Here is a 22,900-nt window from a genome sequence, read left to right on the forward strand (position 1 = left end):
CGGCGAAAGCCTGTCAGCTCGCCTTGCTGCGGAGAAGATTCGTGACCCAGAGCGGACCTGGCCCACTTGGGCGGAGATCCTTCCGACGCCTGGCGTCGCAGGGGCCGAGATCGGTGGCGCCGATGGCGGCGATGGCTCATGAACCGGCTGGCAGGACGCATCGTGATCATTACAGGCGCTGCAGGCGGGATCGGCCATGTCCTGGCGAATACCCTTGCTGCAGGTGGAGATGTCGTCGTTGCGGTGGACCTTCCCGGCAGTGGGGTGCTTAAACTCGCCCGCGGTCTCGGCCGTCCGCATATCGGCCCCGAGTACGATGTCTCGAAGGAGGAGGACATCCTTGCGCTTTACCGCCGGGTCGAAGCACAGTTCGCGCAGATTGGCGTACTCGTCAACAACGCTGCTATTGGGCCCACCATGGATGCCACTGTCGAGACCAGTATCGAGTCCTTTCTTCCGGGTTACGATCGCCGACCGGAAGCGGCCTACCGCAGTGTGGTGGACTGAACGACCACCAACACAGCGTCGACACCGCGGCCAACGCCTCGACGCACATCTCAAGCATCCCCCGCTCAGCCAACGTCCGTGAAACAAGGAACCATCATGGAATTCGCGACATTCATGCTGGCCGCTCAACGGGGCTATCATCAATCGTCCAGCAGTGTGATCCGCAACTCCATTAGACAGGCGGTGGTTTCCGAGCAGGTTCAATTCAACACCGTCTGGTTCGCCGAGCACCACTTCAACAATTACAGCCTGATTCCGTCGCCCTTGATGATGGTGGCGCACTGAGTCGGTGTGACGAACACCATTCGGCTCGGCACCGGCGTGTGCGTTCTCCCGCTCCATCAGCCACAGCGCCTCCTCTCCCAGATCGGCTTCGCCGACGTCGTATCGAACGGCCGCCTCGAGCTCGGAGTCGGCTCGGGGTACCAGCAGTTCGAGTTCGAGCGTTTCGGCCTCGATGTCGATGAGACGCCAGCTGTATTTTTCTGAATATTTGGATATTCTTCTGAAGGGCCTCAACCAAAAGATCTTCGAGCACAATGGCCAGTATGAGAAGATACCGCCGACAGCGATCTCGTTACGCACCCTTCAGAAGCCGATCCCCCGATCTGGATTGCTGCCGGGACCGCGCCCAGCTTGGGCCGGGCCTATCGTGAGGGACACAATCTTTTTGTCACGGCATTCCATAGCGGCTTGGAGACAATGCGGATGCTGCGCGAAAGCATCGAAGGCGGCTTGCGAGGCCAAGAATGCCGCCCACGCCAGGATATCGCTGTTGCGATGCTGCGGGGTTTCAAATTCGCAAGGGCCTGAATTGAATTAGTCTGTGCTGGCGTGGGGCTGGGCTCGACAGACTCCTTTTGAACGACGTCGCTCTTGGTTCGACCAAGCGCGCCCCAATTTCACGGGCGGGAATGGGAACCCAGCTTCAACCTTCGGCGTGATGGCCCAGTTCGTCAGGGTGTCGTCAGCAACGATCTCTATCGAGGCCGTGGTGATCCGCCTGTGAGTCAAAGCAGGCAGGGTGACTTTGATCTCCAATTTGACCAGGAGTTAGAAAATGAAGAGGTCCTTCCTGCTGCCGGCCACTGCAGTTGGCTTGCTCGCTCTGTTTATCACAGCGACATCGTTTGCGTCGGAAGTCAACGACCGCTTGGCTCCAGCGCCCACGCCCACCCGGCACCCGGGACATGCACGGCATTAAGCGACGACGCCCAAGATGCCTCCGTTGATCCGGCCGGTGTTCTTGGGTTCGGCGAAAGAATCCGCTGCTTTCTAGGGCTGGGGAAGTGCGCCCCCGATCCTCGGTTCTGAACGATTAGCTCTCTCCATCGGAATGAGACCTTGCCGTCGGTGGCCGGGATCAGTCAGAGCATCTGCTCCGGTCCGCCTGGCCCCTGATGGCTGCTCCGTCAGGATGTCGTCAGCAGCGGTGCGTAGGTTCGTCAAATAGGCTCGCCCCATCCTGCGGCTCAAAGCCGGCAGAGTGGCATGGACCCGATCTGCCGTTCCCAAATTGATCAACGGAGACAGAAATGAAGAGGACCATTTTTCAGCGGCAACCGCGATTGGCTTGCTGGGCTTTCTTGTGACAGCGAGATCTGTCCGGAGTCGATCAATCGGACTCGGCAACGGCCACGACACCGAGAGACGATGAGAACCATGACGCCACAACCCAAGCAGATGATCATCCCATAAAGGACAACCACGATTGCATCTGCCTGAACGTGCCATGGGCTTGCTGGGTGTGAGAGCGAAATCGTCTGCGTCCGAAGTCACGACCCTCGGCTCCAGTAACGGCCGCGGCAACAGGAGATGATAGGTTCGATGCCAGCGCCTGAGCAGCCGATGATCCTGCTGGTGGAGGCAAGCGACTCAACCAGCCCGGACGGGCTCTCGCGCACCGGCCATGTGCGGTTTTTGGTAGAGATGGTCATCTCTTACAATGATGGTGTGAACATCCACGCGGCCATTGTCAGGGGTTTGTCGATTGCGGAACTGTGGCTGTGGGTCACTGTCTACATAACCAATCGACACCTATGTAGGCTTTGTCGGATCCGCGACATAGGTGTTTGGCCAATATCAGCCGTCTTGCATGAGGATAGACAGCTGAAAACAAATGCCAATTTTTCTTCAGGTCGGCACCACGCAGGTTGGCACGAGTTTTGATCCGTTCTTAGGAGCGGCACGTGATCTGCCGACCGGTCATTCGCGTATTGGCCCCACTATATGGAACGAAGGAAGGAAAGCTACATGTCGCGTTTGCGTCAAATCGCATTCTACGGAAAGGGGGGCATCGGGAAGTCTACCACCTCCCAAAATACGCTCGCTGCCCTTGTCGACCTCGGGCAGAGGATTCTCATAGTGGGCTGCGACCCTAAGGCCGACTCTACCCGTCTTATCCTAAACGCCAAGGCGCAAGACACTGTGCTCCACCTTGCCGCACAGGAAGGATCCGTCGAAGACCTCGAACTCCAAGACGTGCTGAAGATCGGTTACAAGGACATCAAGTGTGTCGAATCCGGCGGACCCGAGCCGGGCGTCGGTTGCGCAGGCCGAGGCGTCATCACTTCCATCAATTTCCTTGAGGAGAACGGCGCCTACGAAGACGTGGACTACGTCTCGTACGACGTGCTTGGTGACGTTGTGTGTGGCGGCTTCGCAATGCCTATCCGCGAGAATAAGGCTCAGGAAATTTACATCGTCATGTCCGGTGAGATGATGGCGCTCTATGCTGCCAACAACATCGCCAAGGGTATTTTGAAATATGCCCATTCGGGCGGCGTGCGTCTCGGCGGGCTGATCTGTAACGAGCGCCAGACCGACCGCGAACTCGATCTGGCCGAGGCTCTCTCGAAAAAGCTGAATTCCAAGCTCATCCACTTCGTACCGCGCGACAACATCGTCCAGCACGCCGAACTGCGTAAGATGACGGTGATCCAATATGCGCCAGACTCCAAGCAGGCCGGGGAATACCGCGCCCTTGCCGAGAAAATCCACGCCAATGGCGGCCAAGGCACCGTCCCGACTCCCATCACCATGGAAGAGCTCGAAGACATGCTGCTCGATTTCGGCATCATGAAGACGGAGGAGCAGATGCTTGCCGAGCTTGCGGCAAAGGAAGCCGCACCTGCGGCCGCTCAATAGTCCCGCCCAAGGCGCCGGGTATCCCGGCGCCTTCACCGAACGGCGTCTACCAGGCGCCAGACGACGAACATCAAAAAGGGCAGCTTTATGAGCCTTGACTCCCAAAATGACGGCGCCTTGCACACCAAGCTCATCGAGGACGTGCTATCGCGATATCCAGACAAGACGGCAAAGCGGCGCAAGAAACACTTGGGCGTCGCTACCAGCAGCCACGAGGTTGCCGGAGAGGCGGAGCCATTCTCCGAATGCGACGTCAAATCTAACATCAAGTCCATTCCCGGTGTGATGACGATCCGGGGCTGCGCCTATGCGGGTTCCAAAGGCGTGGTGTGGGGGCCGGTGAAGGACATGGTCCACATCTCGCATGGGCCTGTCGGGTGTGGCCAATATTCCTGGTCGCAGCGCCGCAACTACTATGTCGGCACCACGAGCATCGACAGTTTTGTGACGATGCAGTTCACCTCGGACTTTCAGGAAAAGGATATCGTCTTCGGCGGCGATAAGAAGCTGGAAAAGATCATCGACGAGATCGAGGAGCTTTTCCCGCTGAACAACGGCATTAGCATCCAGTCGGAATGCCCGATTGGGTTGATCGGCGACGACATCGAAGCGGTCTCGCGCAAGAAGGCCAAGCAGCACGAAAAAACCATCGTGCCGGTGCGCTGCGAGGGATTCCGCGGGGTCTCGCAGTCGCTCGGCCACCACATCGCCAATGACGCAATCCGCGACTGGGTCTTTGAGAAGAAGGAAAATGAGTTCGAGGCGGGCCCTTACGATGTCAACGTCATCGGCGACTACAATATTGGCGGTGATGCCTGGGCATCACGTATCCTGCTCGAGGAGATGGGCCTGCGCGTGGTCGGCAACTGGTCGGGTGACGCTACGCTCGCCGAAATCGAGCGCGCGCCGAAAGCCAAGCTCAACCTCATCCATTGCTATCGATCGATGAACTATATCTGCCGGCACATGGAAGAAAAATACGGCATCGCCTGGATGGAGTACAATTTCTTCGGACCCTCCCAGATCGAAGCCTCGATGCGCACCATCGCCAAGCATTTCGGCCCGGAGATCCAGGAAAAAACCGAGTACGTGATTGCCAAATACCGCCCGCAGGTGGAAGCGGTCATCGACAAGTATTGGCCGCGCCTCGAGGGCAGGACGGTGATGCTATACGTTGGTGGCCTGCGCCCTCGGCACGTGATCTCCGCCTACCAAGACCTTGGCATGGAGATCGTCGGGACAGGCTACGAATTCGGACACAACGACGACTATCAGCGCACCGGTCATTACGTGAACGAGGGCACGCTGATCTATGACGACGTGACTGGTTACGAACTGGAGAAGTTCATTGAGGGGATCCGTCCTGATCTCGTCGGCTCCGGCATCAAGGAAAAGTACCCGGTCCAGAAGATGGGAATACCATTCCGTCAAATGCACTCCTGGGACTATTCCGGCCCCTATCACGGATATGACGGCTTCGCCATCTTCGCTCGCGACATGGACATGGCCATCAACAACCCGGTCTGGGACCTCTACGACGCGCCCTGGAAGAACAGACCCGCGCCGTCGGCGGCCATCGCAGCCGAATGAGAACCTTGCTTCGCATCGCCTGCGAGGCCTCGAGCGCCTGCGGTCCTTGATTCGCGGGAGACCCGAACATCCTGAAGTCCCTGTGCCGCCGGATGGCGCCGCCAGATCAATAGAGGTAATCATGCCGCAATCGGCCGAAAAAGTTCTCGATCATGCTCCTCTGTTCCGCGAGCCGGAATACAGGCAGATGCTCGCCGCAAAGAAGCTGAATTTCGAATGTCCGCATCCGGATCACATCGTTACGGACCAACGCGAATTCACCAAAACCTGGGAATATCGCGACAAGAACCTCGCTCGCGAGGCGCTCGTCGTTAATCCGGCGAAGGCCTGCCAGCCACTTGGCGCGGTGTTCGCCGCCGCGGGCTTCGAACGCACCATGTCGTTCGTCCACGGCAGTCAGGGATGCGTGGCCTACTACCGTTCGCACCTGTCACGCCACTTCAAGGAGCCGTCGTCGGTGGTCTCGTCCTCCATGACCGAGGACGCAGCGGTGTTTGGCGGCCTGAAGAACATGATCGACGGGCTCGCCAACACCTACAAGCTCTACGAGCCGAAGATGATCACGGTCTCCACCACCTGCATGGCAGAGGTGATCGGTGACGATCTACATTCGTTCATCGAAAATGCCAGGCAGGAAGGCTCAGTCCCGCAGGACTTCGAAGTGCCTTACGCACACACCCCAGCCTTCGTCGGCAGCCATGTCGATGGCTATGATGTCATGGTCAAGGGTGTATTGGAAAATTTCTGGAAGGGGAAGCAACGCTCCGCAGTCGCCAACAGCGTAAACATCATCCCCGGTTTCGACGGCTTCTGCGTCGGCAACAATCGCGAGCTTAAGCGTCTGCTGGATCTGATGGGTGTATCCTACACCTTTATCCAGGACGCTTCGGATCAGTATGACACCCCGTCGGACGGCGAATTTCGCATGTATGACGGCGGCACCAAGATCGAGGACGTGAAAGCGGCACTCAACGCCGATACAACGCTGTCGCTGCAACATTACAACACCCGCAAGACGCTGGAATATTGCGAGGAAGTCGGGCAGACAACGGCCTCCTTCCACTATCCCATCGGGGTCGAAGCCACCGACGAGCTTCTGATGAGGGTGTCGGAGATATCCGGCAAAGAAATCCCGGAGGCGATCCGCCTCGAACGTGGACGCCTGGTGGATGCGATGGCCGACAGCCAGTCGTGGCTGCACGGGAAGAAATACGCCATCTATGGTGACCCGGACTTCGTTCACGCTATGGCCCGCTTCGTCATGGAGACAGGCGGCGAGCCGACCCACTGCTTGGCTACCAATGGCACCAGTGCCTGGGAAGCTGAGATGAAGAGGCTGCTCGCGACCTCCTCCTTTGGCAAGGAGGCCCAGGTCTGGGCGGGCAAGGACCTATGGGCGATGCGCTCTCTGCTCTTTACAGAGCCGGTGGACCTGCTGATCGGCAATTCTTACGGCAAGTATCTGGAGCGTGACACGGGCACGCCATTGATCCGACTGATGTTCCCGATCTTCGACCGTCATCATCACCACCGTTTCCCGCTCATAGGCTATCAGGGTGGACTGCGCGTGCTGACGACGATCCTCGACAAGATCTTCGACAAGCTCGACCGAGAGACGATTGAGACGGGCGTGACGGACTATTCCTTCGACTTGACCCGCTAAAGCAGCGGCCAGCCACCGTCCGGACGGACTTTTGGAGACCGGCGCAATGTTCTTGCCCAATGCCAAACTGCGAGACGTCTTCAGCGAGCCCGCTTGCGAGAAGAACCAGGGCAAGGATGCCAAAACGCGCAAAGTGGGTTGCTCCAAGCCGCTGACGCCGGGAGCTGCAGCCGGAGGCTGCGCCTTCGACGGTGCCAAGATTGCATTGCAGCCCATCACTGACGTGGCGCATCTGATCCACGCGCCGCTCGCCTGCGAGGGCAACTCCTGGGACAACCGGGGCGCGACGTCATCCGGGTCGGCCTTGTGGCGCACAAGCTTCACGACCGATCTCACCGAACTCGACGTCGTGATGGGGCAGGGGGATCGCAAGCTTTTCAAGGCCATTCGCGAGATCAGCCAAGCTTATGCGCCGGGGGCGATCTTCGTCTACTCCACCTGCGTGACCGCGCTGATCGGCGATGACATCGATGCCGTCTGCAAGCATGCAGCGGCAAAGTTCGGCTTGCCCGTGGTGCCGATCAATGCGCCGGGCTTCGTCGGCTCTAAAAATCTCGGCAACAAACTCGCCGGCGAGGCGTTGCTCGACCACGTCATCGGCACCGCAGAACCCGATGATGCCGGCTCTTGCGATATCAACGTCCTGGGCGAGTTCAATCTCTCCGGGGAGTTCTGGCAGGTAAAGCCACTCCTTGATCGACTCGGCATCCGCGTGCGCGCCTGCATTCCGGGCGACGCACGTTATCTCGATATCGCCTGCGCGCACCGCGCCCGGGCAGCGATGATAGTGTGCTCGACCGCTCTCATCAGTCTCGCCCGCAAGATGGAGGAGCGCTGGGATATCCCGTTCTTCGAGGGTTCCTTCTACGGCATCACCGCCACCTCGCAAGCACTTCGCAACATCGCTGATCTGCTCGTCAGGAAGGGGGCCGACCCGGAACTTGTCGATCGCACCGAGGCGCTGATTGCCCAGGAGGAGGCGCTTGCCTGGAAGAAGCTCGCCGCCTACCGCCCAAGGCTTGAAGGCAAGCGCGTGCTGCTCAATACCGGCGGCGTCAAGTCCTGGTCGCTCGTCAATGCGCTGATGGAGATCGGCATCGAGATCGTCGGAACGTCGGTCAAGAAATCGACCGTTGAAGACCAGGAGCGCATCAGACAGACGCTAAAGGAAGAGAACCAGATCTTCGAGTCCATGGCACCGCGCGAGCTTTACGCCCTGCTCGCACAGGGCAAGGTCGACATCATGCTGTCGGGCGGGCGCACGCAATTCGTCGCGCTGAAGGCAAGGACACCCTGGCTCGACATCAACCAGGAGCGTTACCACCCCTATGCGGCCTACGACGGCATGGTTGAGCTCATACGCCAGATCGACCTCGCCATTCACAACCCGATCTGGTCCCAGGTGCGCGAGCCGACCCCGTGGGATAGCCATCCTGCCGTGGAGGATGACCTCACAAGCACAACCAGCGCCAGTTCGACGGGGCGCGCAGCCCAGAAATTTGCTGACACCACGGCCAAGGCCGTCGGCCAGGGTTGAGGAAACCGATGGCCAGCATTCTTGCCCAGACCAAATCGGCCGCGGTCAATCCGCTGAAGTCGTCACAGCCGCTGGGTGCCGCGTTCGCCTTTCTCGGAGTCGATGGTGCAGTTCCGCTGTTCCACGGCAGTCAAGGCTGCACCAGCTTCGCTTTGGTGCTCTTCGTGCGGCATTTCAAGGAAGCGGTGCCCCTGCAAACAACGGCGATGGATGAATTGGCGACAATCCTCGGCGGCGCCGAGCATCTCGAAGAGGCGATCCTTAACCTCAAGACCCGCACCAATCCAAAGCTGATTGGGGTCTGCACCACGGCGCTGACTGAAACCCGTGGCGAAGATTTCGCAGGCCACATTGCCAGCATCAAGCTCGAGCGTGCGCAAGAGCTCACGGGTACGCAGATCATGCTGGCCAACACGCCGGATTTCGACGGCGCGATCGAAGAGGGCTGGGCCAAGGCCGTTACCGCGATGATCGAAGGCATGACTCGGCCCGGCGAGCAGGTGCGGAAGCCCAAGAAGATCGCCATCCTGTCCGGCTGGAACGTCAACGTGGCCGACATCGAGCAGTTGCGCGAGATGGTGGAAAGCTTCGGCCTCGAGCCGGTGATCCTGCCGGACGTCTCCGGCTCGCTCGATGGTACGGTGCCGGACCGCTGGATTCCCACCACCTGTGGCGGCACCAGCGTCGAGGACATTCGCGGGCTTGGCACGGCGGCGCACTGCATTGCCATTGGCGAGCATATGCGCTGCTCTGCAGACGCGCTGCGGCGGCTGACGGGAGTGCCTTACATGCTGTTTCACTCCCTAACCGGATTGAAGGCCGTCGATCGGCTTGTCTCGCTTCTCTCGTCGATTTCGGGCGCGGCGGTGCCGGCCAAGATACGCCGTCGTCGGGCTCAATTGCAGGATGCCTTGCTCGACGGACATTTCCATTTCGGCGGCAAAAAAATTGCGATCGCTGCCGAACCGGACCATCTCTACCAGCTGGCGACCTTTTTCATCGGTATGGGCGCCGAAATCGCGGTCGCAGTGACCACGACCGATAGGTCAAAGATTCTTGAGAAAATTCCGACGCAATTGGTGCAGGTCGGCGATCTTGGAGATCTGGAAACTCTTGCTGCCGGCACTGACCTTCTTGTGACCCATTCCCACGGGCGCCAGGCGGCACAGCGCCTTGGCATTCCGCTCATGCGCGTCGGCTTCCCCATCTTCGATCGCCTCGGCAGCCAGCACAAGTCCACAATCCTCTACCAGGGGACGCGCGACCTCATCTTCGAGGTCGCCAACATCTTCCAGGCCAACCAGCATGCGCCGAGCCCTGAGACCCTTGATCCATTCCGCAACCGAGAAATGCCAAATGACCTCGCTTCGTCGCCTCTCGCTCGTCACTGACGAGGTCCACGCATTGCCGCCAGAAAGGCAAGCCGGCGCATTACGCGTGGCGATCGCCACGCAAGACTTGAAGGACCTCAACGCCCATTTCGGATCGGCCAAGCGCTTTGCCGTCTACGACGTAACGCCTGCCGAATGGAATTTCGTGGAAGCAGTGGCGTTCGATGACGTTTCCGACGAAAGCGGAACGCATCGAACCGAGGGCAATGACCGCATCGCCCCAAAAGTGTCGGCATTGAAAGGCTGCCATCTCCTGTTTTGTCTGGCGATCGGCGGGCCTTCCGCAGCCAGGCTCGTTGCAGCAAAAATCCATCCGATCAAAGTGCAGCGCCCTGAACCCATCGCTGGCGTCCTGTCGCGAACCCAGGAGATGCTCAGGAAGGCTCCTCCGCCGTGGCTCCGCAAGGTGTTAGCGGACGCCGGCGTTCCCCGAAAGAAGCCGTTCTTCGAAGACGACGAAGATTGAAACGAGGAGATACGCAATGGCTGATGCGGCGGTCATCCCTGCTGTCAATGAGGACGAGGCGGCGCTTGCCACGCCTTTCGTCAGGTGCCTCGTGCGGCTGGTTCGCGCGCAGGACTCTTACGGTTCATGGGAAGGCAAACCGGACCCAGAGCTGCTGGCCGACTTCATTGTCACCAAGGAAAAGCGTCGTGAAATCCCAATCATCGGCGATCCTGATCCGGACGTGCTGTGGAGACTCGATATTTACTACGCCGCTGTCGGGCTTGCAATCGAGGAGCGCGCCGGCCTGATGGCATCGCCCATGATGAAAATTAGCCATGAGGGCTTTGGGCGCGTGCTTCTCACGGCCGGGCGATTGGTGGTTCTGTCGAAGACGCTTCGCGACGTTCACCGGTTCGGCTTCGAGACGTTCCGACTGCTTGCCGAGGCCGGTACGAAACTGGTCGACGATGCGATCTTTGCCATCGAAATCTATCCCGAAGCGGCCCGGGCATGACCCAACGCATTCGAGGAATCATGTCCAGAACCTTGAGGAGTGCAGAAGAACTTCGGGAGCCGCCGGCGCGCCGGACCCTGGGAGGGAATTCAAGGGCACGGCAGGTCTGGCACCTGCGTCAGCCCAAACGGGCCACGAACTGGCCGGCTACGCTCTCGATGAACAGGGCGGCAGACAATGGAACGAATGCGCTGCCATCGTCCAAGTCTCTACTGCTGAAAGTAAATGGTGCAGCTTCGAATACAAGTACAAGAATACTAGGAGAGATCACTCAAATGGCTTTTAGAACCGTGTTGTGTGTCACGGAAGTTGAACACTCCGATCGGGACGTCAGAACCGCCGCCGACCTTTGTGCCGAGGTTGGCGCATGTCTGTCCGTACTGGTCATAAAATTTTCCAAGCGTCGGCCGAACGGCGCGGGCGTCTGGCCTGAGCACACACCGGACGTGGCCAGACTGGAAAGAGGAATTCGCGAAATCGATACCCTTTCACAGAATATCGTCAGACTGGAAAAACGGTCCAAGGAAATCCATTCGCTGCTGGAAACCATGTGGGCTCGCTGTGACGTGGACACCGACTATTGCGACAAGGCCAATGTCGGTGACCTGGTGCGGCGGCGGGCCCTCCTTGCGGACCTGACAGTCATCGGACCCTCGCTTCTCGATGACGACGATCTCGGGCCTCTTGCTATTGACGGTAGCCTGTTCCAATCGGGAAAGCCGGTGCTTCTGGTGCCGCGTGGCGCCAAGGCTTCTCTTAGGCCGCGGCGCATGCTGGTTGGTTGGGATTCGCGAGTCGAGACCTCGCGTGCCGTTCGGGAAGCGTTGCCTCTGCTGTCCGATGCAGAGGATGTTCGTGTCATATTGCTCGATCCGCAAGCAACCGGGGACGCAAACCGCCCCGGGCGGGGAACCGACATCGCCGGCTACTTCGCCCGGCACGGTATCCGGGTGGCTATCGACCGGCTGCCCAGGCCCGTCCAGTCGCTGCCCACAGCCCTGACGCAGCACGCGATCGACACGTCCGCCGACATGGTCGTGATGGGCCCCTATGGTCACCGCCGGTTGCGTGAGCGGGTCTTCGGCGGTGTGACCAGATGGATAGTTGAGAAGCCGCTATTGCCGCTGTTTGTGGCGCGCTGAAGATCGAGGCTTTTGTCGCACGAAGCAATCGAGCCTGGCCGAAACGGTTCGGCTGGAGGTCGCGCCGTGCAACCGATTCGGAGGAAGGGATGTCGGACCTTGAGGAACTGCAAAAGAAAGTCCGCAAGCTCCAATCGCGCGCGGGAACCGCGAAGATGGACTTGCACGACCTTGCCGAGGACCTCCCGGTCGGCTGGCGCAAGATAAAGACCGCGGAGAAAACGTTCGACGTTTTTGCCGAGTTGGACGCTGCAAGGAGAGAACTCGCAGCCTGGGAGAATTTACGATGACCAGCCCGTTCGTTACCCGCGACGGCTCCAGATGGATGCCAGACTATCTGACCTTTATCGATGGCAAGACCTGCATCGGCTGCGGCCGCTGCTTTAAGGTCTGCTCGCGCGAGGTCATGCATCTTTACGGCGTCGATGACGCGGGTGAAATCCTGGGCGTTTGCGATGACGAGGACGACTTCGAGGGCGAGCTCAATCGCATGATCATGGTCGTCGACCATGCCGGCCGCTGCATCGGCTGCGGAGCCTGCGCTCGCGTCTGTCCGAAGAACTGCCAGACCCATCTTGCGGCCGACAACGCCGCAGCTTGATCTGCCTGACAAACAGGAGAACGTCGGTGCCCCTCAGAATGTTTTGCCACATCATGGCGGTGGTCCTGCCCATCAATGCTGTAGCTGTCTATCTCGCTTCGCAATCCGTCGGATCGGCAGTCGTCAAGACGCTCACTTGTGCGCTCTTTCTCCAGGCCGGCTATTTCGCAAGCGTGCTCTTTCTCTTCTGGCGATCTGCCAGTCCTGGCAGCACTGCACAACAGGCCAAGCATTTGGACGGCGGCAAGGAACCCCCCGCCGGAGAGAACATGCTAGAAAAGTTCGAACGCCACCCGCTCACCTTTGGCCCGACCCCCCCCATCGAGAAGCTCGACCGTCCGGCCAACATCTGGGGGGAAAGGTGGGCATCTACGCCAAACGCGACGACGGCAACTCCGGTCTCGCATTCGGCGGAAACAAGCTCCGCAAACTCGAATACATCGTCCCTGACGCGATCGCGTCAAATGCCGACACGCTTGTCACCACGGCGGCGTGCAGTGCAACCACACACGCATGGTCGCAGCGGTCGCCGCCAAGATCGGCATGAAATGCCTCCTGGTACAGGAGATCTGGGTGCCGCATGAGGATGACGTCTACGACCGAGTCGGCAACATTCTCTTGAGCCGCATCATCATTGATATCCGGAAAGGCCTCTTTCCAGAAGGTTCGAATGTCCTCTACGTCCATCTGGGCGGGGCGCCGGAAATGCTTACGGCTATATGTTTCGCAACGGCTGAGGTTTGCAGATATTAGCCGCAATCCAGCTCAAGTGCCTGGCCGACAGGTGAATTCCAATTCCCAGTTCGGCAAGAGAGCTCTTGCGCTACGCTCGCGCCGATCCGCGGCTGGAATTCATTTCCAGATGGTCGCGCGTTCAGTCAAAACCGTTGTCGTCCCGGTCGATCAGGATGCGCTCTGCCGCACCGTCGAGATCGTCGTATTGGCCGCTACGCAGTGCCCATAGGAAACCGGCCAATCCAAGCGCGCCGAGGAAGAGCGCAACCGGGATGAGATAGACAAGGATCGTCACCGGGACTGGACCAGCATGTCAGAGCGTGCGGGCTTTTCAGGCGCAACATTCCCAAGCCCCGCACGCTTCGTGAAGGCGTGAAGCCGCATGGCGTTTGCGACAACGATCAGTGATGAGGTGGACATCGCGATCGCCGCGACGAGCGGCGTCACGTACCCAGATATGGCGAGCGGGACGGCAAAGATGTTGTAGACGATTGCAATGGCTACGTTCTGGCGGATCAGCCGACCCGCCTTTCGTGAAATATCCAATGCCAAAGGCACCGCCAGAAGGCCCTCGCGCAGGAAAACGAAATCGGCGGCATTGCGACCGATGTCGGCCGCGGTGGCGGGAGCCATCGAGACGTGCGCAGCCCTCAGAGCCGGTGTATCGTTAAGGCCGTCGCCTACCATCAAGACCTTGTGGCCCGCCCTGGTCAGTGCCACGATGCGCTCGACCTTGCCGGTAGGAAGAAGCGACGGCACGAAGTTGCCGATGCTCAAGGACTTGGCCACCTCACCGCAAGCTTTGGAGGTATCCCCGGACAGCATTTGGATGGATACGCCAGCATCCTTCAATTCCTTTACCGCGGTCCCGGCGTCGGCGCGCGTGGCGTCCTCGAAGTCAAACGAGGCCACTGTCACACCGTTCCTCGAAAGCACCGTCCCGCTGTAGCTGCCAGACTTACAGTCCCCACCGGCCCTAGCTTTCCCTTCGGCCCATCCCCGTCGGCCCAGGCGCCAAGTGTTCGCCTGCCTGGTGGCCTCGATGCCGAAGCCAGGGTGCTCGGTGATCGAAGAAAGCCTCGGCTGATTGGAAGAACCTGAAAAGACGGCGATCGCCGTTGAGTACGGATGGCGAGAATGCGTAGCCATGTCGGCTGCGATTGCCAATATGGCCGGATCGATGGATGGCGCGTTGACAAGCCGCGGCCGTCCAAAGGTGAGTGTTCCGGTCTTGTCGAACACGGCTGTGTCGATCGCCGCCAGCCGTTCCATGGCCGAACCATCCTTGACCATGACGCCGGCATCGAACAAGCGTCGCGCCGCGACCACCTGCACGATCGGGACGGCGAGGCCGAGTGCGCACGGACATGTAATGATGAGAACCGCGATTGCGATCGTCCCTGCCAGATGCCAGTCGCCCGAGGCAATGATCCAACCAATGAAGGTCACGAGTGCGGCCAGATGCACCATCGGCGCGTAGAGGGCGGAGACGCGGTCGGCAATCCTGCGGTACTGCGAACGGCCACCCTCGGCGGCTTCCATCAGCCGAACCATTTCCGCCAGGAACGACTCCTTTGCGGTCGCCGTCACTCGCATTGTGAGCGGACCAGTGAGGTTGAGCGTGCCGGCATGTATATGCGCTCCGGGGCCAACGGCACGAGGCGTGCTTTCACCGGAAACGAGCGAGAAATCGAGATCCGAGCTGCCGTTGAGGACATCGCCATCGACGGGCACGCGCTCTCCAGCGCCAATCACCAGGTCCATGCCCGGCTCGATCTTCCCGAGCGGCAGGTATTCGCGAATCCCGCTGCCGCGCTGCACCATGGCACCGCGTGCGGCGAGCCGCGAAAGGCTACTCACGGCGGTGCGTGCCCGCTCTCGCATCACGTGGTCCAGCGTGCGGCCGATCAACAGGAAAAAGAGCAGCGACACCGACGCATCGAAATAGGCATGCTCACCATGGGTGATCGTCTCGTAGAGGCTCATGGCATAGGCGAGTGACATCCCGACGGCGATCGGAACGTCCATGTTCATCCGCCCATGGCGAAGCGCATTCCACGCCGAACGGAAATAGATGCCGCCGGCGAAGGCGAGGGCAGGGATGGCAATCAGCGCCGAAACCCAGTGGAAGAGGTCGCGAGTGGCCCCTTCGGCACCAGACCAGACGGAGACCGACAGCAGCATGATGTTGCCTGCGGCAAAGCCGGAAACGGCAACGGCCCGGATCAGTTGCGACAACGCCTTGTCCTTGTTGCCGGCCTCTGGATCGAACAGATGCGCCTGATAGCCAAGCCGTCCGAGCGTGGCGAAAATCGGTGGCACCTGGTCGCCACGCCAGCGCACTGACACGCGTTTGGTGGATAGATTCACGCGAGCGCTCTCGATGTGCTCCAGCTTCGCCAGCGCCGTCTCGATGGCTTGTATGCAGGCCGCGCAGTGAACCGTCGGCAACGACAGATCGGTCTGGTGAGTGTCGCCACCCAGACTGCGGCTGGCCAGTTTGATCTCCTCGCTCGACGGCAGGGCTGACGCCGTGTCGACGACGCCCAATGCCATCTCGGCCCCCGGCGCGCAGCAGCTCATTGCAGGGCTCCCTTGGAGATCATGATGCGACGAACATCGCGAAATGGCGAAGCAAGGCCCGCATCGGCGTCGATCTCGACGATCCAGACGCCGTCCTTTGGTGCATCACGGGCAGCAAATTCCTGGGTGTTCCCTGCCGAGCCACCAGAAGCCGCGGCAAGTGTCACAGCTCTGTCCTGCGCCTCGTAGGCCGGGTGCCGAAACAGGACCCGCACGCCGTGCAGCGGAACCATCGTGCCCTTAGCGTCGGCAACGCTGTAGCGAACCTCGCCGGAGACAATGGTCAACCTGCCTTCCCAGCCAAGGGCCGCTTGTGCCCGTCCTTCCCTGGCCTTTTCGTTGAACTGCTGGCTGGCCACATATGTGTTCTCCACCACAAGGCCGGTCCAACTCGTACTGGCGAGCGTTGCCATGGTCAGGTTGACGCCGATCACGATGCCAAAGAAACCGAAAACCGTCAGGAGCATATGCTTGCCAGTGAATTCGCGTCTACTTTGCTTGTTGGCTTTCATCTGGCAATCTCCGGCGCGTTGAAGCTGGCGGTGTACTCGGCTGATTCAGCGCTTGCCTCGTCGTGAATCCGAAACTTGAAGCGTTGCACCGGTTTGTTGATTTGGTCCGCCGGTTGGTGGACGAAAACCTTGAGCATTGTGAGCCGGTCCGGCTCCATTGGTACGGCGAACGAGCGGCCGGCTGGCAGGTCGACGCCGACGATACTCATATCCGCACCGGCGAGCCCGTCCAGGTCGAGCACGATCGTTCTCGGCTGGGGGATCATGTTGAGCAGCTTGACGATGTAGCCGTTTCGGATCGAGCCGTCCGAAAGCGTTACAAATTGCGGATTGCGGTCGTGAAGGACATTCAACTCCAGCCGCTCACGCGTCAGCAGCACTGAGATGAGCACCAATCCGATCGCCAACCACGCCCCGAGGTAGAGGAAGGTGCGCAACCGAAAGATATTGCGCAGATGGAAGTGCGCGACACCCTCGAGGAAGGTGGTGCTCGACTTCCTGATCAGCGCCGGGTTCACGGCACCCGTGCCGCCGGCAGTCGCAAGTGCCAAGTTGGCATTGTAGTCCGCCAGCGTTGCATAGGAGATCAACCCGCGCGCACGGCCGAGCTTGTCCATGACGCGATCGCAGGCGTCGATGCAGAGCGCGCAGGTGATACACTCCATCTGCTGGCCATTGCGGATATCGATGCCCATCGGGCAGACCGCCGTGCAGGACTTGCAATCGACGCAATCGCCGACAGGCTGTCCTGAGGCCAAGGCTTTCTTGGCGTGCCTTGAACGGGGCTCGCCGCGCCAGTCGTTATACGTCACCGTCAGCGAATTTTCGTCGAGCATGGCGGCCTGGATGCGTGGCCAGGGACACATATAGGTGCAGACCTGCTCGCGCATCAGTCCGGCAAACATGTATGTGGTTCCGGTCAGAATGGCGATGGTGACATAGGCGACGGGTGCAGCCGTGCCGGTGGCGACTTCGCCGAGCAGCTTCGGCGCATCGGCAAAGTAGAAGATCCAGGCCCCGCCCGTGGCAAGAGCGATGACCAGCCACACGGCATGTTTGATCGCACGCAGAAGCAATTTTCGCGTGCTCCAGGGACCGGCCTCAAGTCTTATCCGGGCATTGCGCTCGCCTTCGATCGCGCGCTCAACGAAGAGGAACAGGTCGACCCAGACCGTCTGCGGACAGGTGTAGCCGCACCAGGCCCGCCCGACCGTGGACGTGACCATGAAGAGGCCTATGCCGGCCATTATCAAAAGGCCCGCAACGTAATAAAATTCCTGCGGCCAGATTTCGACGAAGAAGAAATAGAAGCGCCGGTTCGCGAGATCGAGCAGGACGGCTTGGGGCGGCGCAAAGGGGCCTCTATCCCATCGCAGCCATGGCGTCAGAGAATAGACGGCCAATGTGATCACCATGACCAGCCATTTGAACTGGCGGAAACGACCCGAAACATGCTGCGGGAAAATCTTCTTGCGCGCTGCATAAAGCGGTTGCCGAACGTTGGCGGAGTTCACAGCCTCGGCTGCGCGCCGTTCGATCTGCCTTTGGTCCAGCACCGCGCCTCCAGTCCAGCAGTCTGCAGCTTCCCGTCGAGCAAGCTTTGCCGCAGGGGCGGCCGCGCCGCCTTGATGCAAGTCAATCCCATGAGCCGAAAGGTAGGTCGAGGCCCGGCTAAAGCCGGGCCTCGTCGCTTGACGGTGGTGGGGGCGAATAGGCCGCTTCTCCTATTCCCCACCGCCAAGCGAATGCACATAAACCGCAAGCTCCTTCACTTTTGTCTCCCCCAAGCGCGCTCCCCATGCTGGCATCACACCCTGCTTGGGTGCGCGGACCTGCGCGGCGATTGCGCTTTCCCCCGAGCCATAAAGCCAGATCGCGTCAGTCAGGTCGGGTGCCCCAAGCTCCCGGTTTCCCTTTGCGTTTTCCCCATGACAGGCAGCGCAATTGTCCGCGAACACGTTGGCGCCGGACTGGATCAGGGTCTTGTCGCGCACCGGCCCTGAAAGGCTAGCAACATACGCGCTGACCTGGCTGATCTGCTCGGGTTGAAGCACGTCTGCGAAGGCCGGCATTTCCGACTGGCGAGTATCCAGGTCAGGAGAGAAGCGGATGCCGTGGGTAATGGTCTGCTGAACCTCCTCGGCCTTGCCGCCCCACAGCCAGTCGTCGTCGTTGAGATTTGGAAAGCCCTTGGAACCTTGGGCGCCAGAGCCATGACACTGCACGCAATTGACCTTGAACGTCGCGCCGCCGGCTGCGACAGCAAATTCGCGCAGCGCATCGTCGGCAGCGATTTCGGATACGGTCTTCTGCTGAATGGCGGCGACATACTTGCTTTTGGCGACTTCCGCCGCCGCTAGCTCATTTTTGACGTCGTTGCGGCTGGAGTAACCGAGCACGCCCCTCGTCGCTGAAGACAGCATGGGCCATGCGGGGAAGGCAACGGTGTAAGCCAGCGCCCAGGCGATGGTCACGTAGAAGGTTATAACCCACCACCGCGGCAACGGGTTGTTAAGCTCCCTGATGCCATCCCATTCGTGACCGGTCGTTGAGATGCCAGAGACTTCGTCGATATGCTCGCGGCTCATGATCAGTCATCCTTGAAAGGAATCTGGGCACCTTGATCGGCCCGCGTCCTGCCGCCCGGGCGCAGGGCAAAGGCAATGCAGCCGACGAAGAACAGCGCCATGCCAAGCAGGCCCCAGCTGTCGGCGAACTCCCGCATCAAATTATAGCCCATGCGTCCCCCCTCAGCGGTAGCCTGCGGATTCGTCGTAGGTCTTGAAATCGACCAGCGTGCCGAGCATCTGCAGATAGGCGACCAGCGCGTCCATCTCCGTGACCTGCCCTGGATTGCCGTCGAAATCACCGACCTTGGCCTTGGGATAGCGCTTCTCGAGGGCCGTCGTATCCGCGGCCGGGTCTGCTTGTGCTTTCAGGTCGGCGTTGGCATTGGCGATCATGTCTGGCGTGTAGGGGACGCCGACGCGAGCGTTCGCGACGAGATGCCTTGAGAAGTCTTTCACGGCGATTTGTGTGTCCTTGAGGAACCCGTAGCTCGGCATGATCGATTCAGGCACGACCGACTGTGGGTTCGTCAGGTGCTGCGTGTGCCACTCGTTGGAATATCGATCGCCGACGCGCGCCAGGTCCGGACCGGTGCGTTTCGAGCCCCACTGAAACGGATGGTCGTACATCGACTCTGCCGCCAGGCTGTAATGCCCATACCGTTCGACCTCGTCGCGGAACGGCCTGATCATCTGGCTGTGGCAGAGGTAACAACCTTCGCGCACGTAAATATTACGGCCGACGAGCTCCAGCGGCGAGTAAGGCCGCATGCCTTCGACCTTCTCGATCGTGTTGTCGAGGTAAAAGAGTGGCGCGATCTCGACGATGCCGCCGATGGTCACCACCAGCAGCGATCCGATGAGAAGAAGCGTGGCGTTCTTCTCGATGATCGCGTGTTTGTCCATCAAGCCCATGTCTGGCTCCTTATTCGGCAGGCTGGAAAGCGGTCCCGGAACCCGGCAATGGCTGTTCGTCGCGCTGCCGGCCAAGAATGGTCATGGTGATGTTCCAGGCCATGATCAGCATGCCGGCGAGATACATCGCGCCGCCCGCGGCGCGCATGATATAGTACGGATGCATGGCGGCCACGGTCTCGGCGAAGGAGTAGACCAGGAACCCCTGCTCGTCGTATTCGCGCCACATCAACCCCTGCATGACCCCGGAGACCCACATCGCCGCCGCGTAGACCACGATGCCAAGTGTCGCCAGCCAGAAGTGCCAGGTGACGAGGCGCAGCGAATAGAGACGTTCGCGGTTCCACAGTTTCGGCACCATGTAGTACAGCGCGCCGAACGAGATCATGCCGACCCAGCCGAGCGCGCCCGAGTGAACATGGCCGATGGTCCAGTCCGTGTAGTGTGACAGCGAATTGACCGTCCTGATGGACATGACCGGACCTTCGAATGTCGACATCCCGTAAAAGGCGATCGCGGCAACCATCATGCGAATGATCGGGTCGGTGCGGATCTTGTCCCAAGCTCCTGACAAGGTCATTAGGCCGTTGATCATGCCGCCCCAGGAGGGCATCCACAGCATGATCGAGAACGCCATTCCAAGCGTCTGCGCCCAGTCAGGCAGGGCGGTGTAATGCAGGTGATGCGGCCCGGCCCAGATGTAGAGGAAGATCAACGCCCAGAAGTGGATGATTGACAACCGGTAGGAATAGACCGGCCGGTTGGCCTGCTTGGGCACGAAATAATACATCATGCCGAGAAAGCCGGCCGTGAGGAAGAAGCCGACGGCGTTGTGGCCGTACCACCATTGCGTCAGGGCGTCCTGGACACCGGAAAAGGCCGAGTAGCTCTTGGAGCCGAGGAAGGAGGCCGGCATCGACAGGTTGTTGATCACGTGCAGCATGGCTATGGTCACGATGAAGGAGAGATAGAACCAGTTGGCGACGTAGATATGCGGTTCCTTGCGCTTCAGGATCGTTCCGAGGAACAGGACGAGGTAGGCGACCCAGACGATGGTCAGCCAGATGTCGACATACCATTCGGGTTCGGCATATTCGCGGCTCTCGGTAATGCCCAACAGGTAACCGGTCGCCGCCATGACGATGAAGAGCTGATAGCCCCAGAAGACGAACCAGGCGAGATTGCCGCCGAACAGCCGGGCACGGCAGGTGCGTTGGACAACGTACAGTGACGTGCACAGCAGCGCGTTACCGCCAAAGGCGAAGACGACCGCCGACGTGTGCAGCGGCCGCAGCCGACCGAAATTGAACCATGGCTGGATATTGAGGTCCGGATAGGCCAGTTGCAGAGCAATGACCACCCCGACAAACATCCCGACCACACCCCAGAACACTGTGGCGATGGCTCCATAACGGATCGGCCCATCCATATAGGCCGATCGATCAGTCGGCGCTGCCGGTTTGAATTCGATGTTGCGCAGCAGAATGGCCGTGAAACCGGCAAGCACCAAGAACAACACCAACATATGTTGCCGGAAAGGTCCGTCCACGCCGAATCCGGCAGCCGCCAGAGCGGCGAATGCGCACAAGCTCAAAATGACGATCTCTGTGCCAAATCTCATAACATGTCCTGACGCCGGATTTGATGCGGACGCAGGTCCGCTCCCAACTAATTCCGCAAACGGCGTGTTGGCGCCTTGATCCATGTCAAGGGCGATGACCGCCAGTCGCACAATTCTGCGTCTTGAATTCACGCGGAGACGGCAGATGGCCAGCTGCAAATCTTCAGTCGTCGTAAAATGCAAAGCCTGGTCGTTTGTCGAAGGCTTTCTTCATGGCAGCCAGCGGTGATGTCTGTCTCTTGCACGATCGCAAGTTGCGGATCTACGACGAGCTGGAGGCGATAGCCGACGGATTGCCCTCGGTGAATCGGTCGAGGTGCCTGCTGAGGGCAAACGAGTTGGTGCCACTGCTGCGCATGAGCCATGCCCGTGAGCAAGTGCATCTCTTTCCTGCGTTTGCGAGAGACGCAACTGATGGCAACCCGATGGCTTCGCTACGCTTGGGTGCCGAGCACATCGAGGACGAGTGCGCGGCACAGGATTTAACCGATACCCTGCTGACAATCGGGCATGGCGGTCGCGCCGCCACCCCTGAGGCCCTCGGTTTCATGTTACGGGCCTTTTTTGTGCGTCACGGCGACACATCGCATTCGAGCGCGAGCACGTCTTGCCGCTTGTCGCACCGCAGGATCGAACGAACCGACCGGAGACCTAGGCTAAGCGTCAACACGCCCAAGTGCCCGAACAGCGTTGCAGCCGGCTCACGCTATCGACCACGACATGACGATTGTTTATGATCTGGATCACGCCATCGGCACGAAGCTTTGTCAGCTGACGGCTGATGGTCTCGATCGTCAACCCGAGAAAGTCGGCAATATCGGCACGGGTAAGCGGCAGATCGAAAGTTGCCGATTCCTTGCTGGTGTCCGTTGCCGGGTCGATATTCCTCGCGATCAGGAAGAGAAAACTCGCTACCTTCTCAGCCGCCGTCTTACGGCCCAGAGTCACCATCCACTCGCGAGCCTCATCCAATTCCATCAGTGTCTGCTTGAGCAGGCGGTGTTCTAGATCCGGTGCCTCTCTCATCATCCGATCGATAGCAGCCTTCGGGAACGAGCACAGCGAGACTTCGGTCGCGGTCTCCGCGTTGATCTCGCTTTCCGACTTGAACGGCCGGCCAAGAAAATCGGGCGCGAATTGAAGCGCGACGATCTGCTGGCGTCCGTCCGCCAGACCCTTGGTCAGCTTCACAACGCCCGAAAGCAGGTTCGAATAGGTTTCGATCGGTTCGGCGTCTCCGACCAGCTCGGTTCCGGGTGGGACTCTGTGTCTGGACGAGGCCTTGGCCAAGTCGACCAACTGATTGGGCTCGAGGGCGCCGCACAGCCCGTGGTACCGCGCATCGCAGGACTGGCAAAGCACAGGAAGGACATCGCTTTGAACGTCTTGTCGGATGGTCATCACACGGCCCGTACGGAGAATGGTGG

21 protein-coding genes and 4 pseudogenes are annotated in these 22,900 nt (G+C 59.9%); 16 read left to right on the forward strand and 9 right to left on the reverse strand.

Going from position 1 to position 22,900, the window contains the following annotated elements:
* Window positions 1-138 precede the first annotated feature (138 nt).
* The 15 genes and pseudogenes from ACWGS8_RS32620 to ACWGS8_RS32690 all read left to right on the forward strand — a co-directional run.
* Window positions 139-453: pseudogene (locus ACWGS8_RS32620) on the forward strand (SDR family NAD(P)-dependent oxidoreductase); the annotation flags it as partial.
* A gap of 150 nt (window positions 454-603) precedes the next feature.
* Window positions 604-1,327, forward strand: a pseudogene (locus ACWGS8_RS32625) (LLM class flavin-dependent oxidoreductase); the annotation flags it as partial.
* A 1,007-nt stretch (window positions 1,328-2,334) separates the two neighbouring features.
* Window positions 2,335-2,676 (forward strand): hypothetical protein, encoded by a 342-nt coding sequence (locus ACWGS8_RS32630; protein ID WP_454584792.1) that lies wholly within the window; start codon window positions 2,335-2,337, stop codon window positions 2,674-2,676.
* An 84-nt stretch (window positions 2,677-2,760) separates the two neighbouring features.
* The gene (nifH, locus tag ACWGS8_RS32635; protein ID WP_454584793.1) at window positions 2,761-3,654 is read left to right on the forward strand and encodes a nitrogenase iron protein; all 894 of its coding nucleotides are present in this window, start codon (window positions 2,761-2,763) and stop codon (window positions 3,652-3,654) included.
* Between the two features lie 87 nt (window positions 3,655-3,741).
* A complete protein-coding gene (nifD, locus tag ACWGS8_RS32640) occupies window positions 3,742-5,244 on the forward strand; it encodes a nitrogenase molybdenum-iron protein alpha chain (RefSeq protein ID WP_454584794.1) in 1,503 nt (500 codons plus the stop codon).
* A gap of 121 nt (window positions 5,245-5,365) precedes the next feature.
* Window positions 5,366-6,907 carry a nitrogenase molybdenum-iron protein subunit beta gene (gene nifK / locus ACWGS8_RS32645; protein WP_454584795.1) on the forward strand — a complete coding sequence of 514 codons (1,542 nt, stop codon included), beginning with the start codon at window positions 5,366-5,368 and terminating at the stop codon, window positions 6,905-6,907.
* Window positions 6,908-6,953: 46 nt separating this feature from the next.
* Window positions 6,954-8,444, forward strand: a complete 1,491-nt coding sequence (gene nifE / locus ACWGS8_RS32650; protein WP_454584821.1) for a nitrogenase iron-molybdenum cofactor biosynthesis protein NifE — start codon at window positions 6,954-6,956, stop codon at window positions 8,442-8,444.
* A gap of 8 nt (window positions 8,445-8,452) precedes the next feature.
* The gene (nifN, locus tag ACWGS8_RS32655; protein WP_454584796.1) at window positions 8,453-9,835 is read left to right on the forward strand and encodes a nitrogenase iron-molybdenum cofactor biosynthesis protein NifN; all 1,383 of its coding nucleotides are present in this window, start codon (window positions 8,453-8,455) and stop codon (window positions 9,833-9,835) included.
* On the forward strand, window positions 9,801-10,301 hold the full coding sequence (gene nifX, locus ACWGS8_RS32660) for a nitrogen fixation protein NifX (protein WP_454584797.1): 501 nt from the start codon (window positions 9,801-9,803) through the stop codon (window positions 10,299-10,301). Before nifN ends, nifX begins: the two co-directional genes overlap by 35 nt.
* Before the next feature lie 16 nt (window positions 10,302-10,317).
* A complete protein-coding gene (locus tag ACWGS8_RS32665) occupies window positions 10,318-10,797 on the forward strand; it encodes a NifX-associated nitrogen fixation protein (protein WP_454584798.1) in 480 nt (159 codons plus the stop codon).
* A 275-nt stretch (window positions 10,798-11,072) separates the two neighbouring features.
* Complete coding sequence (locus tag ACWGS8_RS32670; RefSeq protein ID WP_454584799.1) at window positions 11,073-11,939, forward strand: universal stress protein; 867 nt, start codon at window positions 11,073-11,075, stop codon at window positions 11,937-11,939.
* Between the two features lie 89 nt (window positions 11,940-12,028).
* Window positions 12,029-12,229 (forward strand): CCE_0567 family metalloprotein, encoded by a 201-nt coding sequence (locus tag ACWGS8_RS32675; protein WP_454584800.1) that lies wholly within the window; start codon window positions 12,029-12,031, stop codon window positions 12,227-12,229.
* On the forward strand, window positions 12,226-12,540 hold the full coding sequence (fdxB, locus tag ACWGS8_RS32680) for a ferredoxin III, nif-specific (RefSeq protein WP_454584801.1): 315 nt from the start codon (window positions 12,226-12,228) through the stop codon (window positions 12,538-12,540). Before ACWGS8_RS32675 ends, fdxB begins: the two co-directional genes overlap by 4 nt.
* A 53-nt stretch (window positions 12,541-12,593) precedes the next feature.
* Window positions 12,594-12,713 (forward strand): annotated as a pseudogene (locus tag ACWGS8_RS32685) (exopolysaccharide production repressor protein); the annotation flags it as partial.
* A 96-nt stretch (window positions 12,714-12,809) separates the two neighbouring features.
* Window positions 12,810-13,173 (forward strand): annotated as a pseudogene (locus ACWGS8_RS32690) (pyridoxal-phosphate dependent enzyme); the annotation flags it as partial.
* Between the two features lie 241 nt (window positions 13,174-13,414).
* Here the strand turns inward: ACWGS8_RS32690 and ccoS are convergent.
* From ccoS to ccoN, 8 genes are all read right to left on the reverse strand, one after another.
* Window positions 13,415-13,570, reverse strand: coding sequence for a cbb3-type cytochrome oxidase assembly protein CcoS (gene ccoS, locus ACWGS8_RS32695; protein WP_454584802.1), 156 nt, complete (start codon window positions 13,568-13,570; stop codon window positions 13,415-13,417).
* Window positions 13,567-15,858, reverse strand: coding sequence for a cation-translocating P-type ATPase (locus ACWGS8_RS32700; RefSeq protein WP_454584803.1), 2,292 nt, complete (start codon window positions 15,856-15,858; stop codon window positions 13,567-13,569). The genes ccoS and ACWGS8_RS32700 overlap by 4 nt, the downstream gene beginning before the upstream one ends.
* Window positions 15,855-16,370 (reverse strand): FixH family protein, encoded by a 516-nt coding sequence (locus ACWGS8_RS32705; protein WP_454584804.1) that lies wholly within the window; start codon window positions 16,368-16,370, stop codon window positions 15,855-15,857. Before ACWGS8_RS32705 ends, ACWGS8_RS32700 begins: the two co-directional genes overlap by 4 nt.
* Window positions 16,367-17,926 (reverse strand): cytochrome c oxidase accessory protein CcoG, encoded by a 1,560-nt coding sequence (gene ccoG, locus ACWGS8_RS32710; protein ID WP_454584805.1) that lies wholly within the window; start codon window positions 17,924-17,926, stop codon window positions 16,367-16,369. Before ccoG ends, ACWGS8_RS32705 begins: the two co-directional genes overlap by 4 nt.
* A gap of 168 nt (window positions 17,927-18,094) precedes the next feature.
* Complete coding sequence (gene ccoP, locus ACWGS8_RS32715; protein ID WP_454584806.1) at window positions 18,095-18,958, reverse strand: cytochrome-c oxidase, cbb3-type subunit III; 864 nt, start codon at window positions 18,956-18,958, stop codon at window positions 18,095-18,097.
* A 2-nt stretch (window positions 18,959-18,960) separates the two neighbouring features.
* Window positions 18,961-19,110: a cbb3-type cytochrome c oxidase subunit 3 gene (locus ACWGS8_RS32720; protein ID WP_454584807.1), complete on the reverse strand. Its 150-nt coding sequence runs from the start codon at window positions 19,108-19,110 to the stop codon at window positions 18,961-18,963.
* 10 nt (window positions 19,111-19,120) lie between these two features.
* Entirely contained in the window at window positions 19,121-19,852 is a 732-nt protein-coding gene (gene ccoO / locus ACWGS8_RS32725; RefSeq protein WP_454584808.1) for a cytochrome-c oxidase, cbb3-type subunit II, read from the reverse strand.
* 10 nt (window positions 19,853-19,862) lie between these two features.
* Complete coding sequence (gene ccoN, locus ACWGS8_RS32730; protein ID WP_454584809.1) at window positions 19,863-21,473, reverse strand: cytochrome-c oxidase, cbb3-type subunit I; 1,611 nt, start codon at window positions 21,471-21,473, stop codon at window positions 19,863-19,865.
* A 212-nt stretch (window positions 21,474-21,685) separates the two neighbouring features.
* Here ccoN and ACWGS8_RS32735 point away from each other — a divergent pair, with 212 nt between their 5' ends.
* Window positions 21,686-22,210, forward strand: a complete 525-nt coding sequence (locus tag ACWGS8_RS32735) for a hemerythrin domain-containing protein (RefSeq protein WP_454584810.1) — start codon at window positions 21,686-21,688, stop codon at window positions 22,208-22,210.
* On the opposite strand, the gene ACWGS8_RS32740 is transcribed toward ACWGS8_RS32735, so the two are convergent.
* Complete coding sequence (locus tag ACWGS8_RS32740; RefSeq protein ID WP_454584811.1) at window positions 22,137-22,874, reverse strand: Crp/Fnr family transcriptional regulator; 738 nt, start codon at window positions 22,872-22,874, stop codon at window positions 22,137-22,139. The two genes, ACWGS8_RS32735 and ACWGS8_RS32740, sit on opposite strands and share 74 nt — an antisense overlap.
* Between the last annotated feature and the right edge of the window lie 26 nt (window positions 22,875-22,900).

This window comes from Mesorhizobium sp. 43Arga (genome assembly GCF_053714255.1).